General features: G+C 66.5%; 18 protein-coding genes. 7 read left to right on the top strand and 11 right to left on the bottom strand.

The features are described from left to right. Nucleotides 1-95: 95 nt before the first annotated feature. Nucleotides 96-788 (top strand): acid phosphatase, encoded by a 693-nt coding sequence (locus ACSQ3P_RS27395; RefSeq protein ID WP_436168606.1) that lies wholly within the window; start codon nucleotides 96-98, stop codon nucleotides 786-788. 9 nt (nucleotides 789-797) lie between these two features. Here the strand turns inward: ACSQ3P_RS27395 and ACSQ3P_RS27390 are convergent, their stop codons facing one another. From ACSQ3P_RS27390 to ACSQ3P_RS27380, 3 genes are all read right to left on the bottom strand, one after another. Further along, entirely contained in the window at nucleotides 798-1,292 is a 495-nt protein-coding gene (locus ACSQ3P_RS27390; RefSeq protein WP_436168605.1) for a hypothetical protein, read from the bottom strand. Nucleotides 1,293-1,297: 5 nt separating this feature from the next. Beyond that, entirely contained in the window at nucleotides 1,298-2,530 is a 1,233-nt protein-coding gene (gene rlmN, locus ACSQ3P_RS27385; protein WP_436168604.1) for a 23S rRNA (adenine(2503)-C(2))-methyltransferase RlmN, read from the bottom strand. A gap of 252 nt (nucleotides 2,531-2,782) precedes the next feature. Beyond that, entirely contained in the window at nucleotides 2,783-3,382 is a 600-nt protein-coding gene (locus tag ACSQ3P_RS27380; protein WP_069689037.1) for a hypothetical protein, read from the bottom strand. A 199-nt stretch (nucleotides 3,383-3,581) separates the two neighbouring features. Here ACSQ3P_RS27380 and ACSQ3P_RS27375 point away from each other — a divergent pair, with 199 nt between their 5' ends. Further along, nucleotides 3,582-4,556 carry an NADPH:quinone oxidoreductase family protein gene (locus tag ACSQ3P_RS27375; RefSeq protein ID WP_436168603.1) on the top strand — a complete coding sequence of 325 codons (975 nt, stop codon included), beginning with the start codon at nucleotides 3,582-3,584 and terminating at the stop codon, nucleotides 4,554-4,556. A 59-nt stretch (nucleotides 4,557-4,615) separates the two neighbouring features. Here ACSQ3P_RS27375 and ACSQ3P_RS27370 read toward each other — a convergent pair whose 3' ends face one another. Then, nucleotides 4,616-4,990, bottom strand: a complete 375-nt coding sequence (locus tag ACSQ3P_RS27370; RefSeq protein ID WP_436168602.1) for a YkvA family protein — start codon at nucleotides 4,988-4,990, stop codon at nucleotides 4,616-4,618. 180 nt (nucleotides 4,991-5,170) lie between these two features. Between ACSQ3P_RS27370 and ACSQ3P_RS27365 the strand changes: the two genes are divergently transcribed. Together ACSQ3P_RS27365 and ACSQ3P_RS27360 are read left to right on the top strand one after the other, a co-directional pair. Further along, nucleotides 5,171-5,956 (top strand): SDR family NAD(P)-dependent oxidoreductase, encoded by a 786-nt coding sequence (locus ACSQ3P_RS27365; protein ID WP_436168601.1) that lies wholly within the window; start codon nucleotides 5,171-5,173, stop codon nucleotides 5,954-5,956. A gap of 9 nt (nucleotides 5,957-5,965) precedes the next feature. Beyond that, nucleotides 5,966-6,439, top strand: a complete 474-nt coding sequence (locus ACSQ3P_RS27360) for an NUDIX domain-containing protein (protein WP_436168600.1) — start codon at nucleotides 5,966-5,968, stop codon at nucleotides 6,437-6,439. Nucleotides 6,440-6,466: 27 nt separating this feature from the next. On the opposite strand, the gene ACSQ3P_RS27355 is transcribed toward ACSQ3P_RS27360, so the two are convergent. The 5 genes from ACSQ3P_RS27355 to ftsY all read right to left on the bottom strand — a co-directional run bounded on the left by ACSQ3P_RS27355 (nucleotide 6,467) and on the right by ftsY (nucleotide 10,912). Further along, nucleotides 6,467-7,195 carry an RES family NAD+ phosphorylase gene (locus tag ACSQ3P_RS27355; protein ID WP_436168642.1) on the bottom strand — a complete coding sequence of 243 codons (729 nt, stop codon included), beginning with the start codon at nucleotides 7,193-7,195 and terminating at the stop codon, nucleotides 6,467-6,469. Then, nucleotides 7,189-7,602 (bottom strand): MbcA/ParS/Xre antitoxin family protein, encoded by a 414-nt coding sequence (locus tag ACSQ3P_RS27350; protein ID WP_069689042.1) that lies wholly within the window; start codon nucleotides 7,600-7,602, stop codon nucleotides 7,189-7,191. Before ACSQ3P_RS27350 ends, ACSQ3P_RS27355 begins: the two co-directional genes overlap by 7 nt. 161 nt (nucleotides 7,603-7,763) lie before the next feature. Further along, on the bottom strand, nucleotides 7,764-8,885 hold the full coding sequence (locus ACSQ3P_RS27345; RefSeq protein WP_436168599.1) for an alpha/beta hydrolase: 1,122 nt from the start codon (nucleotides 8,883-8,885) through the stop codon (nucleotides 7,764-7,766). 207 nt (nucleotides 8,886-9,092) lie between these two features. Next, complete coding sequence (locus ACSQ3P_RS27340) at nucleotides 9,093-9,716, bottom strand: septation protein A (RefSeq protein WP_436168598.1); 624 nt, start codon at nucleotides 9,714-9,716, stop codon at nucleotides 9,093-9,095. After that, nucleotides 9,713-10,912, bottom strand: a complete 1,200-nt coding sequence (gene ftsY / locus ACSQ3P_RS27335) for a signal recognition particle-docking protein FtsY (RefSeq protein WP_436168597.1) — start codon at nucleotides 10,910-10,912, stop codon at nucleotides 9,713-9,715. Before ftsY ends, ACSQ3P_RS27340 begins: the two co-directional genes overlap by 4 nt. Before the next feature lie 69 nt (nucleotides 10,913-10,981). Here ftsY and ACSQ3P_RS27330 point away from each other — a divergent pair, with 69 nt between their 5' ends. The 3 genes from ACSQ3P_RS27330 (at nucleotide 10,982) to ACSQ3P_RS27320 (ending at nucleotide 13,706) form a co-directional block, all read left to right on the top strand. After that, a complete protein-coding gene (locus ACSQ3P_RS27330; protein ID WP_436168596.1) occupies nucleotides 10,982-11,737 on the top strand; it encodes an RluA family pseudouridine synthase in 756 nt (251 codons plus the stop codon). An 89-nt stretch (nucleotides 11,738-11,826) separates the two neighbouring features. Further along, nucleotides 11,827-12,492: a DUF6875 domain-containing protein gene (locus ACSQ3P_RS27325; protein ID WP_436168595.1), complete on the top strand. Its 666-nt coding sequence runs from the start codon at nucleotides 11,827-11,829 to the stop codon at nucleotides 12,490-12,492. Next, the gene (locus ACSQ3P_RS27320) at nucleotides 12,492-13,706 is read left to right on the top strand and encodes a GNAT family N-acetyltransferase (RefSeq protein ID WP_436168594.1); all 1,215 of its coding nucleotides are present in this window, start codon (nucleotides 12,492-12,494) and stop codon (nucleotides 13,704-13,706) included. Before ACSQ3P_RS27325 ends, ACSQ3P_RS27320 begins: the two co-directional genes overlap by 1 nt. A 117-nt stretch (nucleotides 13,707-13,823) precedes the next feature. On the opposite strand, the gene ACSQ3P_RS27315 is transcribed toward ACSQ3P_RS27320, so the two are convergent. Further along, the gene (locus tag ACSQ3P_RS27315) at nucleotides 13,824-14,114 is read right to left on the bottom strand and encodes a 4a-hydroxytetrahydrobiopterin dehydratase (RefSeq protein ID WP_436168593.1); all 291 of its coding nucleotides are present in this window, start codon (nucleotides 14,112-14,114) and stop codon (nucleotides 13,824-13,826) included. Nucleotides 14,115-14,116: 2 nt separating this feature from the next. Beyond that, on the bottom strand, nucleotides 14,117-14,695 hold the full coding sequence (gene thpR, locus ACSQ3P_RS27310; protein ID WP_436168592.1) for an RNA 2',3'-cyclic phosphodiesterase: 579 nt from the start codon (nucleotides 14,693-14,695) through the stop codon (nucleotides 14,117-14,119). Nucleotides 14,696-14,743 lie beyond the last annotated feature (48 nt).

Below are 14,743 nucleotides of genomic sequence, written 5' to 3'. Positions count from 1 at the left end.
CACAGATCCATTTGAAGGCGCGCAGCGCCTCCGCCTGGCTTCATCGCCCTGTCATGTTTTGGGCGCGTCGGTTTCTCCCCATCAGGAAAACCGCCATGCGCACCCTTTTCCTCGCCGCCCTGACGACGGCCGTGCTCGCCCTTTCCCCGGTTCATGCAGGGGAAGCGAAACCCTTCGCCACGGCCAAGACCATCGACCTCCTGACCTTGCTGAAACCGCCACCAGCCAATGATTCGGCCCAGACCCGCGCCGAACTCGCCGAGGTGCTGAGCATCCAGGTCACGCGCACGCCGGAGATGGAGGCGCAGGCCCAGGCTGATGTCGTCGAGAATGTCTGGCGCTTCGCCAATGTCATGGGACCCAACTTCAAGACCGAAGCGCTGCCGGCCTTCTCGGCCTTCTTCGACCGCATCGTCGCAACCGAAGGCGAGGTCGTCGACCCGGCCAAGGACAGCTGGAAGCGCCCGCGCCCGCATCAGTACAGCCCGCTGGTCAAGCCCGCGGTGAAGCTCTCCAACTCCGGCGCCTATCCTTCGGGCCACACCACCGTCGGCACGCTGATGGGCGTCGTCCTGTCGAACATGGTTCCGGAGAAGCGCAACGAGATCATGGCGCGCGCCTGGGCCTATGGCGAGAACCGGATCATCGGCGGCATCCATTTCCGCGCCGATGTCGAGGCCGGCCGCATCGCCGGCACGGTGATCGCCGCCAGGATCATGGAGCAGCCTGAATTCCAGACCGAATATGCCGTCGCAAGAGCCGAGCTGCGCAAGGTCCTCGGCCTCTGACCGTAAGCCTTATCGGGGCGGCGTGCCGGCCGGAACGGTCCGGGCGGCGCCCGCCCCACGCCCCGCGATCAGCCAATAGACGAACCCCGTCGCGGCCCCGATCAGGAACAAGGCGCCGATCACCCGCATCTCGGCCTCGCTCGGCGCGCGCGAGAGGCGCAGCATCGCCAGCGGCAACACGGTCGCCAGCAGGCCGGTGAGCCCGCTCTGGATCAGCCCGCTGCGCAAACGGAAGAGCTCGCTGAAGACCGCGACCAGCACGACCGGCGCGACGATGATCGCCATGCCAAGCCGCCCAAGCAGGCTGAAGGCGGCTTGCGCCACCGGTGTGGGATCGATGTCGCTTTCGGCCAGGCCAAACAGCGCCTCCGTCAAACGCTGGAAACCGCCGCCGATCAGAAGCGCGATCTCGGGCGAGACCACGCTGGCGACGAGCATGGCAAACAGCCCCGCCCCCATGGCGACGAGCAAGGCGAACGGGATCAGCAGCAGCCAGCGCAGCAAGGTGATTATTCCGCAGCGACGGCAGCGGCAGCCGCCGCCTCGTCCTGGTCCAACATCAACCTTGCGCGGGCCGAGAGCTTCTCGGTCTCGCTCTTGAGCTGGCCGCAGGCGGCGAGGATGTCCCGCCCGCGCGGAGTGCGCACCGGCGAGGCATAGCCCGCCCGGAAGACGATCTCGGAGAAGCGCTCGATCCGGTCCCAGTCCGAACACTCATATTTGGTGCCGGGCCAGGGGTTGAAGGGGATCAGGTTGATCTTGGCCGGAATGCCCTTGAGCAGGCGCACCAGGTCGCGCGCATCGGCATCGCTGTCGTTGACGCCCTTGAGCATGACATATTCGAAGGTGATCCGCTTCGCGTTCGAGACGCCGGGATAGGTCCGGCAGGCCTCGAGCAGTTCGGCGATCGGATACTTCTTGTTCAGCGGCACGAGCTCGTTGCGCAGTTCGTCGCGCACCGCATGCAGCGAGATCGCCAGCATCGTACCCATCTCATGCCCGAGCGGGCCGATCTGCGGCACGACGCCGGAGGTCGAGACCGTGATGCGGCGGCGGCCGAGCGACAAGCCCTCATTGTCCGAGATCACGTCGATGGCATCGCGCACGCCGTCGAAATTATAGAGCGGCTCGCCCATGCCCATGAAGACGATGTTGGAGACGAAGCGCCCGCCATCATTGGGCACGAAGGCGCCGTCGGGCTTGCTCCGGTTCGGGAAATCACCGAGCCGGTCGCGCGCCACCATCAATTGCGCCACGATCTCCTCACAGGTGAGGTTGCGCACGAGGCGCTGCGTGCCGGTGTGGCAGAAGGTGCAGGTCAGCGTGCAGCCGACCTGGCTGGAGACGCAAAGCGTGCCGCGGTCGACCTCGGGAATATAGACGCATTCGATCTCGGCGCCGCGATCGCGCGGGCCGGTCGGCGCCATGCGGATCAGCCATTTGCGCGTGCCGTCGGTCGAGACCTGCTCGGCCGTCACTTCCGGCAGGTCGAGCGTGAAGCGCTCATCGAGCGCGGCGCGCAAACCCTTGCCGATCGTGGTCATCGCGGAGAAATCGCGGACGCCGTAATGGTAGATCCAGTTCCAGAGCTGGCCGACGCGCATGCGCCGTTCCTTCTCGGGAACGCCGATCTCGGCCAGCGCGTCGCCAAGCCCGGCGCGCGTGCGCCCGACCAGCGAGACGCGGCTCGTAACAACGGGTTCGGCCGCTGGCGCGGCGGGCTCAAGCACGGACAAGGTCATCGGAACTCTGGCTCGGACGGGCGATCATCGGCCCGAATATCCGCGGCTCATAGCACGAGAACGCCCAGCCGCGAAATCGCAGGACAAATACCCTTACAAATCGGCCTGGCGCAGGGCGGCGGCTGGAATTTGCCGGCGTGAGTCGGCTGGCGCGGATTTCGAGAACCGAAGCGCAGCGGACTTCATGTCCGTGAGCACCGGAAGCGCAGAAAGCCGCGTCAGACGGCCGCGCTCGCGGATTCCGGCACCGCCCTACTTGCAGGCGTCTTCGGCGCGCTTCACCGCCTGGTTCATGCCGGCGAGCGAGTATTTGTCGCTGGTCGGATTGCCGCGCTTCGAGGTGCCCTTGACCTCGAGCCCCGACCCCTTGCGCAGCGCGTCTAACATGCGCGGCTCCTCGGCCGGGTTCTTGAGCCACATGTTCTGGCCCTTCGCGACCAGCGCAAAGCGCTCGGACCCGATGATCGCCTGATGCTCGACATCTTCCTTCAGGTCGAAATTCAGCACGAAGCTGATCTCGTTGCGCACGCCCTCGGTCGGGCGGCTGGAGACGAAGAGCAGTCCCTCGATATCCTTGAGGTTGGCCGGCAGGCGCGCCTCCGCCTTGGAGAGCGCGTAGCAGACCTTCGAGCGGCCCTGCTGCGAGGAAAAGGCCTGCCATTTGCCGGCCGTCTCCAGGAGCATCGCCTGGGCCTGGCCAGCGCTTGCCGATGCGACCGGCGCAGGCTTCGCCTGGGGCTTCGGCTTGGGTTGAGCGGAGGCCGGCACGGCGATCACGCTCGCGGCGAACAGCGATGCGACGATCAGGAGCCGTGAGGCGGCGAAATCGGTGCGGAGCAAACAGAGATTCATAAGCCGCCATCAATCAGCAGAAATCTTAACAGCGTCTCTATTCCCGGGGCATTTGACCCGAGAGTTCAAGATCGCGGAAACGATAGGATGTCACGATCCGGGCGAAAATGCGAATGCCGTACACCCCCGCCCATGGTTCCGTTCGTCATCTGAGCATGCCACATTCGCGTGCAACGCCATCGCAGCGGTCGGGGAAACGATGAAGGCACTGCTCTGCGAGGCCCATGGGCCGGCCGAGACGCTCGTTATCCGCGACATCGCCGAGCCCAGCCCCGGGCCGGGTGAGGTCGTCATCGCGGTCAAGGCGGCCGCGCTCAACTTCTTCGACACGTTGATCATCGAGGGGCGCTACCAGACCAAGCCGGCGCTACCCTTCTCGCCCTCAGCCGAATGCGCCGGCACGATCGCCAGCATCGGCGAAGGCGTCACCGGCTGGCGAGTCGGCGAGCGCGTCGCCGCCTGGCTCGGCCATGGCGCGGCGCGCGAGAGCGTCGTCGTCCCCGCCCAGCAGATCGTGCGCGTGCCCGATGCGCTCGACGATGCCCAGGCGGCGGGGCTGTTCGTCACCTATGGCACGGCGATGCACGGGCTGATCCAGCGCGCCGGCCTCAAGGGCGGCGAGACCCTGGCCGTGCTCGGAGCTGCCGGCGGCGCGGGGCTGGCGGCGGTCGAAGTCGGCGCGCTGCTCGGCGCCCATGTCATCGCCTGCGCCTCCTCGGCCGATAAGCTCGCCCTCGCTCAGAGACATGGCGCCCAAGAAGAGCTCGACTACAGCAGCGAGGATCTGAAGGCCGGCCTGCGCCGCCTAACCGAAGGGCGCGGCGTCGATGTGCTCTACGACACCGTCGGCGGCGATCTGGCCGAGCCGGCTTTGCGCGCCATGGCCTGGGAAGGGCGCTATCTCGTGGTCGGCTTCGCCGGCGGCGCGATTCCGAAGATTGCGCTCAACCTGCTGCTGCTGAAGGGCTGCGACCTGCGCGGTGTGTTCTGGGGCGAGTTCGTCCGGCGCGAGCCCGCCGCGCATCGCCGCAATATGGAGCGCCTGCTGGATTGGGCCGCGAACGGGCATATCCGCGCCCATGTCCACGCCGCCCTGCCATTGGAGCGCTGGGCCGAGGGCTTCGCTTTGATCGGCGACCGCAAGGCCAAGGGCAAGATCGTCCTGACGCTGTGATCTCGCCGTCATTCCGGGGCGACCCGGAATGACATCTTTCGACGAGCGGGCAGTTCTGCCTAGAGCTCCGCCAACGTCCGCTTCGCCTTCTCGCGATGCTCAGGCGTGATCGAGCCCGCGACCGCGGCGATGGCAGCGGCGATCACCGCCGCATCGTCGGTGAAGCCGATGAAGGGCAGGATGTCGGGAATGGCATCGAGTGGCAGCACGAAATAACCGAGCGCCGCCAGAAGCGTCAGCCGCACGCGCCGCGGTGTCGCTGGATCGCGCGTGCAGATCCAGGCCGCCAGCAGATCCTCGGCGAAGGGCACCCGCTTCGCCACGCGCTTGAGCCGACCCAGAAACTCCGAACCGAAGCGCGCCTCGTCGCGCAGGCTCCGGCGGATCTCCGCCATCTCCTCGGGCGAAAAGCGCGAATGGAACGTGTCGCTCATGCCAGCCCCTCCTTGCGGGCTTTCGATCCCAACGGCATCGGGATGATGCCCGGCCGGGACCGTCGGAAAATGTGGCCCCAGGCCCAAGGCTGCACAAGAGGCTCGCCAAGAATCTCGCTTGGAGCCGGGCCGCAGGGCCTCTAAACGCGTTACAAACGCCATTGCGAACAGGAAACGCCCATGAAACTGGATTCCTCGCTCTCCGCCATCGTCACCGGCGGCGCCTCGGGCCTCGGCGAAGGCACCGCGCGCATGCTCGCAGACTTCGGCGTCAAGGTCGCGCTCCTGGACCTGAACGCCGAGCGCGGCGAAGCGGTCGCGGCCGAGATCGGCGGGGTCTTTTGCCATTGCGACGTCACCAATGACGCCTCCGTCGACGCGGCGCTCGCAAAGGCGCGGGCCGCCCAGGGCGTCGCCCGCATCATCGTCAACTGCGCCGGCATCGCGCCCGGCCGCCGCGTCATCTCCAGGAAGCGTGAGACCGGCGAGCTCATCGCCCATGACATGGCAACCTTCGAGAAAGGTCTCGCCATCAACCTGACCGGCACGTTTCGCGTGATCGCGAAATCGGCCGTGGCGCTGGCCGCGCTCGACCCGGTCACAGAGGATGGCGGGCGTGGCGTGATCGTCAACACGGCCTCCGTTGCCGCCGAGGACGGCCAGATCGGCCAGGCCTCCTACTCCGCCTCCAAGGCCGGCGTCGTCGGCATGACGCTGCCGATCGCGCGCGAACTCGCCGCCTACGGCATCCGCGTGATGACGATCATGCCCGGCCTGTTCGAGACGCCGATGTTCGACGGTCTGCCGGAGGACTCGCGCGCCTCGCTGGGCGCCTCGATCCCCTTCCCGTCGCGGCTCGGCAAGGCCTGCGAATACGCGGCCCTGGTCAGGAGCATCATCGAGAACGACATGCTCAACGGCACCGCAATCCGGCTCGACGGCGCGATCCGGCTCGCGGCGAAGTAGAACAATGTGGTGGACTCCGGTTCGTTGCCGTCAGTCGCGGCCGAGGCCAGCCTTCGGGATCAGCACCCGGAGGTTCGAACGTATGGCATCGTCAACGCCCTGTTGCTGAGAGACGATGCCGTCCTCCTAGCCAGGCGCAGTCCGCATCGAAAGGCTTATCCTGGCCTGTGGAGTTTTCCCGGAGGCCATGTTCAGCCCGGAGAAACGCTGGAACAGGCGCTCATCCGCGAAATTCACGAAGAGATGGGTATCGCGATCCTGGCTTACGATGCTCTTGGCCGAATCGCCGCTCCGCCTGCATCGGCCGAGCCAGTTGCCTTCCATATCTACACCGTGAGGAAATGGCAGGGCGAGCCGCGCATCATGGATGATGAGCACACCGCGTTCGGCTGGTTTCGCTTGGAGGAAGCCCTGGCGCTTCCTGATCTTGCCCTCGAGGAGTACCGGCCTTTTCTCGAGTCGCTACGTTCGGCCGGTGCTTGAGCAACGAACGAGCCTCGATCATTATCCTCAACCGCGACCCTGAACGATCCGGTAGACCTCGCCGCGGCTGAGATCGCGGTAGAGGTCCACCCGCTCGCCATTCCAGTGATAGTCGAGATGGCGGCCCTGAACCGGCTTCGAGGCGCTGTCTGGATAGAACAGGCCGACGCAGGCACCGCCAGCACGGCGAACGCTCGGATAGACCACGCCTTCCGAGCCGGCAGCGCGAAGCGCGCTGCCGAGCACCTGGCTTTGTGCATAGTCGCTGGGGTCGAGCACCGCGCTGACGACCGACCCGGGCGCGCGCAGATCATGCAGCCGCGCCTCGACATCGAGCAGGATTTCACGAAATTGCGAGGTCCAGCCCGGCGGCTGCTTCGTCGCGGCCATGAAGCGGCCATGGTGGTGCACCGTCTCGAACAACGCGACCTCGAAGCTGTCGCCGGCATAGAGCACGCCGAACCCGCCAGCGCTGAAGCGGCTCGGCCGATCCGGGCTGACATGGGTGAAGGGCGCCATCAGCCAGCTCGCGCCCGGGCCCGAGACGCGCCTCTCCGGCGGCACGAGAGCGAGATTGCCGACGCTCTCCATCAAGCGTGGATTGGTCTTCTGCTCGGCTGCCAGGATCAATGGCCAGTCGGCGGGATCGGCGATGTCCTCGAACAGGTCGATCGGCGGAAACAGGCTGCGGATGATCCGGACCGCGCCCCGCCACACCACATCGGTGGCGGGGACGGCGCTGACATCGATCACCAGCCGCCCCGCTCATCGTCGAGATAGCGCCTGACCCGCATCAGATCCGTCAATTCGCCACCCAGCATGACCGCCAGCGCCGTATGGCCGGAGAAGGCGGCATTGGGCGCCTGGATCCAGTCATAGCCGCGCTGCGGCTCGCGAAAGATCAGGCGCAGCGCCTTATGGATGCCCATCAGATTGGAGAGCCTCGCCTTGCCGTCGCGCGAGATGCGGCCGATCTCACCAGCCTTCCAGCGCCGATAGCTGCGCAAGGGCAGGTCGAGCAGCGTCGCCGCCTGCTCGTCGGTGACGCGCCAGAGCCGGAAGAGATTGATCGCGGCGCGAAACATCGCGCCGGCTTCGTCATCCGAAATCGGATCCGGGACAAAGTCACGCTGGGTCGTCTCGATGCGCTGCAGGGCGGTCATGACGCAATCTCCATTTGGCATCAAATAATACATAAAATGCCAAATGGCAAGATCAGACCCAGGATCAGGCCAATGATTGCGCTCGGGAGCACAGCGTCATCCCGGGCGTAGGAAGCGGAGGCCCGGAATAATGGTGTGGTTCGGAACCGGGACAGCGGGCTCTATCGCCCGAGATGGCGGTCGAAGAATTTGGCGATATCGGTGAAGGCCTCTTTCGTCTCGGGGGCGTTCACATCCCCGCCATACTGCCCATGGCTCTGGCCCTCATAGACGTTGAGGTCGGCAACGACGCCGGCGCGGCGCAGCTTGCGATGGGTCCGGACCGTGTTCGACAGGAACAGGTCGCGCGTGCCCGAGGTCAGGATCGTCGGCGGGAAACCGTGGAAATCGCCATAGATCGGCGAGAGCTGCGGATCCTTCAGGTCGTGGCCATTGGCGTAGAGCAAGGCTGCGCGCCCGAGCCAGCCATCCCAGCTCACCAGGACATTGTCGACCCATTCATTGCTGGCGTAGCTGTCGCCGATCTTGGCGATGTCCGACCAGGGCGTACCCGGCGCGATCGCCGCCGGCAGCGGCAGCTTCTCCGCCTTGGCGCGCAGGACCATGGCGAGCGTCATCGCGCCGCCGGTGGAGGTGCCGAAGATCGCCATGTTGCGGGGGTTGGCCATCTTGGTCGCCGCCTTCCAGACCGCCATGGCGTCGTCCATCGCAGCAGGATAGGGCGCATCGGGCGGCATGCGGTAATCGACAGAGATCACCTTGTAGCCGCCGAAGCCGGCGAGCAGGATCGCTTCTGGCAGCGCCGCCTCGCCCGGCCCGAAGACATAACCGCCGCCATGGACATGAACGAGCAGCCGGTCCCGGTTGGCGCGCGGGATCGTCCTGGGCATGACGATGAAGGCCTTCACGCCGCCGATCACGGCTGGCTGGACATCGACCTTCAGCTTCTCCTTCAGCGCCGGAAGGGCGGCGATGGCGAGCTTGGCACGCCGGTCGACCAATTCCTTCCACTCGGCCGCGCTCTTGGGCGCAGCGTCCATATGCGGCGGGAACGGCAGGGCGATCAGCTTGCGCATCTCCGGGCTGACCTCCTCGGTCGGCACCGGAAAACTGCGCGGCGGCGTCCTGCGCGGACCATCCGCGGCGTTCGCGGCCTTTTGCTCGGCAGCGAAACTGTCCGCCGGCGCAGCGGCTTGCGGAGCGGGAACGGCCTGGGCCCAGGCGGTTACGGAACCACTGATGGCGAAGATGAGAGCAAGCGACGAAAAACGAAGCGACGGCATGGGCGCTACCTCCGTCTCAGGTCTTGGTTGTCGACAGGCCTTCGTTGTCGACAGGCCTTGGTTGTCGAACTGCCTGAGTGAGGTCAGCAGAGCCCCGATATCCGCCGGTCGCAACCTGCGACCCCGCCTTGCAGGGCAGTTCCGCGATGCGCCCATGGCATGACGCGAGCCCAGTTTACGGGAGTAACCAGCTTGCGAGGCCGCTTGCTACTCCTCGGTCTTCGCCGGCTTCAGCTCATGCTTCAGGATCAGCGGCGTCTGCGCGAGCGCAAAAGCCATGGTCAGCGGCATCACGCCCCAGACCTTGAAGGCGACCCAGAAATCCTGCGTCTGCGTGCGCCAGACCACCTCGTTCAGGGCCGCCAGCACAAAGAAGAATAGACCCCAGCGGAAGGTCAGCTTGCGCCAGCCTTCTTCGTCGAGCTGGAGCACCGTCTCCAGCACCAGCGCCAGCAGCGAGCGGCCAAAGAACAGGCCGCCCAGCAGCACGCAGCCGAACAGCGCGTTCACGATGGTCGGCTTGACCTTGATGAAGAAGGCGTCGTCGAGCGCGATCGTCAGCCCGCCGAATACACTGACCACCACGGCGTTGACGATCGCCATGCGCGGCAGATAGCCCAGCACGATCCGCGACAGCGCCAATGCGACCAGCGAGGCGACGATGAAGATGCCGGTCGCGACGAAGATGCGCCGATCCTGCGCGACGCCAAAGAGCCGGTCGCCATAGGAGTTGGCGAAGAAGAAGATCGCCAGCGGCCCGAATTCGAGCGCAAGCTTGAGCAGCGGATTGACGCTTTTGCCTGGCTTCGCCTCGACCACATTCTCGCTCACGCTGCTTCTCCCAATCCCGCGACCGCGCGGGCGAATTCCTGCGCCGAGAACGGCTCCAGATCATCGACGCTCTCGCCGACGCCGATGAAATGCACCGGCAGACCGAATTTCGCCGCCAGCGCCACCAGGATGCCGCCGCGCGCCGTGCCGTCGAGCTTGGTCATCACCAGCCCTGTCACTCCGGCCGTATCCTGGAACGCCTCGACCTGGCTGATCGCATTCTGCCCCACCGTCGCGTCGAGCACGAGCAGCGCCGCATGCGGGGCTTCCGGATCCATCTTGCGAATGACGCGGACCACCTTGGCGAGTTCGTCCATCAATCCCGTCTTGTTCTGCAGCCGCCCGGCGGTATCGACCAGCAGCACGTCGGCCCCTGTGGCCTTGGCCTTCTGCAAGGCCTCGAAGGCCAGGCCCGACGCATCCGCGCCCTGCTGGCCGGAGATGACCTCGGCCCCGGTGCGCTCGCCCCAGACCTTGAGCTGCTCGATCGCGGCGGCGCGGAAGGTGTCGCCGGCAGCGAGCATCACGGATTTGCCCTCAGCCCTGAACTTGGCCGCGAGCTTGCCGATCGTTGTCGTCTTGCCCGAACCGTTGACGCCGACCATCAGGATCACGAACGGCTTTTTCGTGGCGTCGATCACCAACGGCAGGGCCACGGGGGTGAGGATCGCCTCGACCTCGCGCGCCAGGATCGCCTTCACCTCGGCCGGATCGATCTGCTTGTCGTAGCGCCCCTCGCCGACCGCCTTGGCGATGCGAGCCGAGGTCGCCAGGCCCAGATCGGCCTGGATCAGGATGTCCTCGAGGTCTTCGAGCGTGCCGGCGTCGAGCTTGCGCTTGGTGAAGAGGTCTGTGATCCCGGTGGTGAGCGCCGAGGAGGTCCGTGACAGCCCCTCGGTCAGCCTGCGCCACCAGCTCCGCTTCGGCTCCGGCGCGGCGATCACCGGCGGGGGGGCCATAACTGGAGGCGCCATGACCGGAGGAGCTTGCACCGGCGCGGGCTCCGGCATCGCGATCGGCAAAGGCGCGGCTTCGCCCATCAGCAGGTCTGGCGCGATCAGCGCGTCCGGTTCCGGCTCCGGCGGCGCCTGCGTCGCGGGCGCGCTGGGCTGCTCCGCCGGCTTCGCCTGCTCGTCCTCGCTGCCGAAAAGCCTGGAAAAGAAACCGCGTTTCTTCGGTTGCGTCTCGCTCATCATTCGTCCTGTCGTCCGACCGCGCCGCGCCTCGAGGTTGCGTCGTCCGGCCGCTTTCGCTAGCGCAATGCCATGACCGCGCCCGATCAACCAGAAATTTCGCAAGGGACGGCGGATTCCGAGCTGCCCGTTCCCTTGCTCTATCGCGACGCCATGATGCTGGTCATCGACAAGCCGGCGGGCCTGCCCTCGCATCGCGGTCCCCAGGCCAAGCGCCGCGTCATCCCGGTCCTCACCGATCACCTCGACGCGCTGCGCTTCGGCCTGCCGCGCCGGCCCGAGGCCGCGCATCGGCTCGACAAGGATACCTCCGGCTGCCTCGTGCTCGGCCGCCATCCCCGCGCCATGGCCGAACTCAACCAGATGTTCCGTGAGGGCCGCATCGACAAGACCTATTGGGCGGTCGTGCAGGGAGATCCCGCTCGCGACGAAGGCCTGATCGACTTGGCCCTCGGCAAGCGCGCGCCCGATCGCGGCTGGTGGATGAAGGTCGATCCCGAAGGCCTGCCCTCGCAAACACGTTTCCGTGTGCTCGGGCGTGGCGCCGACGCGGCCGGGCCACTCGCCTGGCTCGCTTTGGAGCCCTTGACCGGTCGCACCCATCAATTGCGCGTGCATTGCGCGGCGTCCGGCTGGCCGATGCTCGGCGACGAAATCTACGGCACGGCGCCGCGCGAGGGCGGGCCGGGGCTGCAATTGCATGCCCGCAGCATCACCATCCCGCTCTACCGCAAGCGCGCGCCGATCCATGTCGAGGCCCCGCCGCCAGAGCATATGCAGACGGCGCTTTCGCTCTGCGGCTGGACGAAATCTTTTACAAAATCCTAACGCCGCTCATCGGCTACCGGAGGTTGCGGGAAACCCTTCCCTAACGTGTACCCATTAGAACTCGCCCGACATCAAAGCCGGGCGGGGCCATGCATCAGACAATCAGCGCAGCCGACACTCCAATGTCGGTCGTTCCAACTGCGCGTCCTCTTCTGACATTGCCCGAAGCGCGCTCCCGCTGCGCAGGCCAAACCGGAACAGCGCTGTCGATCCTGCTCGGCTGGGTCGAGAGCTATCTGATGAGCGCTCACGCCGATCTCGGTCGCACCGGCGCGGTCTGCCCCTTCACCCGTCAAGCCGCCAAGCTCGACACGGTGCGTCTCAGCATCAGCGATGCCGGCCCCGGAGACGAAGAGGCGGTCTTCATGCTGCTTCGCGATGGCTTCAAGGCGCTGAACGCGATTCCCGCCAAGCCCGCCATGGCGCATTTCCGCACCGTGATCATCGGCTTCCCCGCCTGTGCCGCGCCGGACGGTATCGCGATGCTCAAGCGCATCCAGAAGCGCCACAGATTCTATTCGCTCGCCCGCAACCGCATGATCGGGCTGATGTATGCCGATTCCGACGCGCCGGGACTGTGGAACCCCGCATTCCGGCCGCTGCGCGCGCCTTTGCCGGTGCTCGCCATCCGCCACATGGTCGAGCAGGACGCCCCCTTCGCGGCGCGCCATCCGCTCCTGCTGGTGCCTTATCTCGCGCGCTTTCCGCTGGTGGGCGTGAAACGATTGATCTCGCATGTCCGGACCGGCGCCTGATGGCCGCCCTCGCCGCGCTTCGTACCAAATGCATCGAGCTCTCCGCACCGAGCACGGCTGCCCCGACCACGCGCGACGGTGCGCCCACCATCGACATCGTCAGCGGGCATGACGGCTTCCTGGCGCTGCAGCCCGAATGGGACGCGCTCTTCGCCCGTGCCGCTTTGCCGCAGCAGGTCTTCCAGAGCCATGTCTTCCTGCGCCATTGGGCGCGGCACTACCTCGAAGCCGGCAGCAGCCTCCGCATCGTCACGGCCAGACGCGGAGGCCGGCTCGTCATGGTCTGGCCGCTGATCGCCCAACGCCGCTTCGGTATGACCATCCTGCGCTTCATGGGCGTGCCGGTCGCGCAGTTCGGCGATGTGCTCGTCGAGCGTACCGGTCACGAGGTCGAGCTGTTGCAGGCCGGCTGGGCGGCGGTCCGCGCGCTGCGCGCCGACCTGTTCGAATTGCGCAAGCTGCGGACCGATGCCGCCCTTGCCCCCGCCGGAATGCCGGCCGATGCGATCCTGCTCGAGCAGCGCGAGGCGCCTTACGCCGATCTCGACCTGCGCGTCGGCCGGGAGGGCCCCAGCGCCGTCTACGCCGCGCGCGAGCGCTCGAACCATCGCAGGCGCCTGCGCCGCTTGAGCGAGCGCGGCGACATCTCCTTTGCGACGCTGGACCCGGGCCCGGAGGCCGCAGGGCTCGCCGCCGAGGCGATCGCGATGAAGCAGATGGCGCTGACCCGGCACGGCATCGTCGCCCCGACCGTCGCCGATCCGCGCTTTGCCGCCTTTTTCCACGATCTCGCCGGCGACGCCGAGGGCGGCTCGCCGCTCCGGATTGCCGTGATTCGCTGCGATGACCAGGCGATCGGCATCGACCTCGCGCTCGACTGCAAACAGGTGAGCTTCGGCCATGTCATCGCGACCCATCCCGACCATGAGCGAGGCGGCGTCGGCGGCATCCTGGCGCATCGCAGCTTCGCTGCCGCCAAGGCGCGCGGCAACACGCTGTTCGATCTGCTGGCCCCCGCCGACGCCTATAAGCTGGAGCATGCCGACGGGCTGACCATGGTGAGCGATGCGATGCTGCCGCTGTCCTGGCGGGGCCGCCTGATCTGCCGGCTCGGGCTGCGCCATCTGCGCCCGGCGCTGCGGGCCGCCGTCCGGAACCTGCCGGAGCCGGTGACCCGCCGCCTCGCCGCCTGGTCGAACACCGGCAAGAGTTGAGAATGGAGCCTTTGCGTTAGAGCGTTTTCGAGCGAAGTGGGTACCGGTTCGCGTGAGGAAAACGCGTCAAAACAAAGATCTAGAGCAATTCCCGATCCAATCGGATCGGGAATTGCTCTAGCCCGCCAGCGCGTCCATGGCGCGGGCGAGCTTGACGTCGAGCTCGGTCAGGCCCCCGGCATCATGCGTCGCCAGCGTGACCTCAACGGTCTTGTAGACATTCGACCACTCCGGATGGTGGTCCATCTTCTCCGCCAGCAGCGCGACGCGCGTCATCCAGCCGAAGGCCTCGTTGAAATCGCGGAAGATGAAGCGCTTCGTGATCGCCTCGCGCCCCTCGACGAGCCGCCAGCCGGTCAGCGTCACCAGCGCCTCGTTGCGGGCCTCGGCGCTCAATCGCTTCGGCATGATCATCTCCGCTGGAAACCGGTCTGAGACAGCCGGTTGGGGTAGGCAGGTCCAAGCGGATAGGCCGCTTCCAGCACATAGGGGCCGCCGCCCACCGAATCGCGCGACGACATCAGCGCCAGCCGCCGGGTCGTGAAGCTGATCGGCCGGACGATCGGGTGCTGGCTGAGATAATGCGCGACATCAATCGGGGAGGCGTCCCGCAGCCGCGCCAGGGTGACGTGCGGCACAAATTTGCGCGCCTCCGGCGGCAGGCCGAGCCGGCGCATCAACCGCTCGATATCGGCCTGGAGTTCGCTCAGCTTCTGGCTCGGCTGGACCCTGGCGAAGACCGCGCGCGGCTTGTCGCCGCCAAAACTGCCGAGCGAATCGAGCGTCACCTGGAAGGGATAGGATTGCAGATCGGCCAGAAAGCTATCGACGTCATTGGCCATGCGGCGATCGATATCGCCGAGGAAGCGCAAGGTGATGTGATAATCGGCCGGCTCGATCCAGCGCGCGCCAACCAGCCCGCCTCGATGCAGCGTCAACACCGAGGCAACCTCGGAGGGTATTTCCAGAGCTGTGAACAGCCTCGGCATGACGAATCAGTGCCAGTTTTTTGTGACTCTGGCGAGACGAAAAGCCGA

Origin of the sequence: Allobosea sp. LjRoot9 (genome assembly GCF_964252745.1) — a bacterium.
GTDB lineage: Bacteria > Pseudomonadota > Alphaproteobacteria > Rhizobiales > Beijerinckiaceae > Allobosea.
This window is presented reverse-complemented; position numbering and strand designations above follow the sequence as displayed.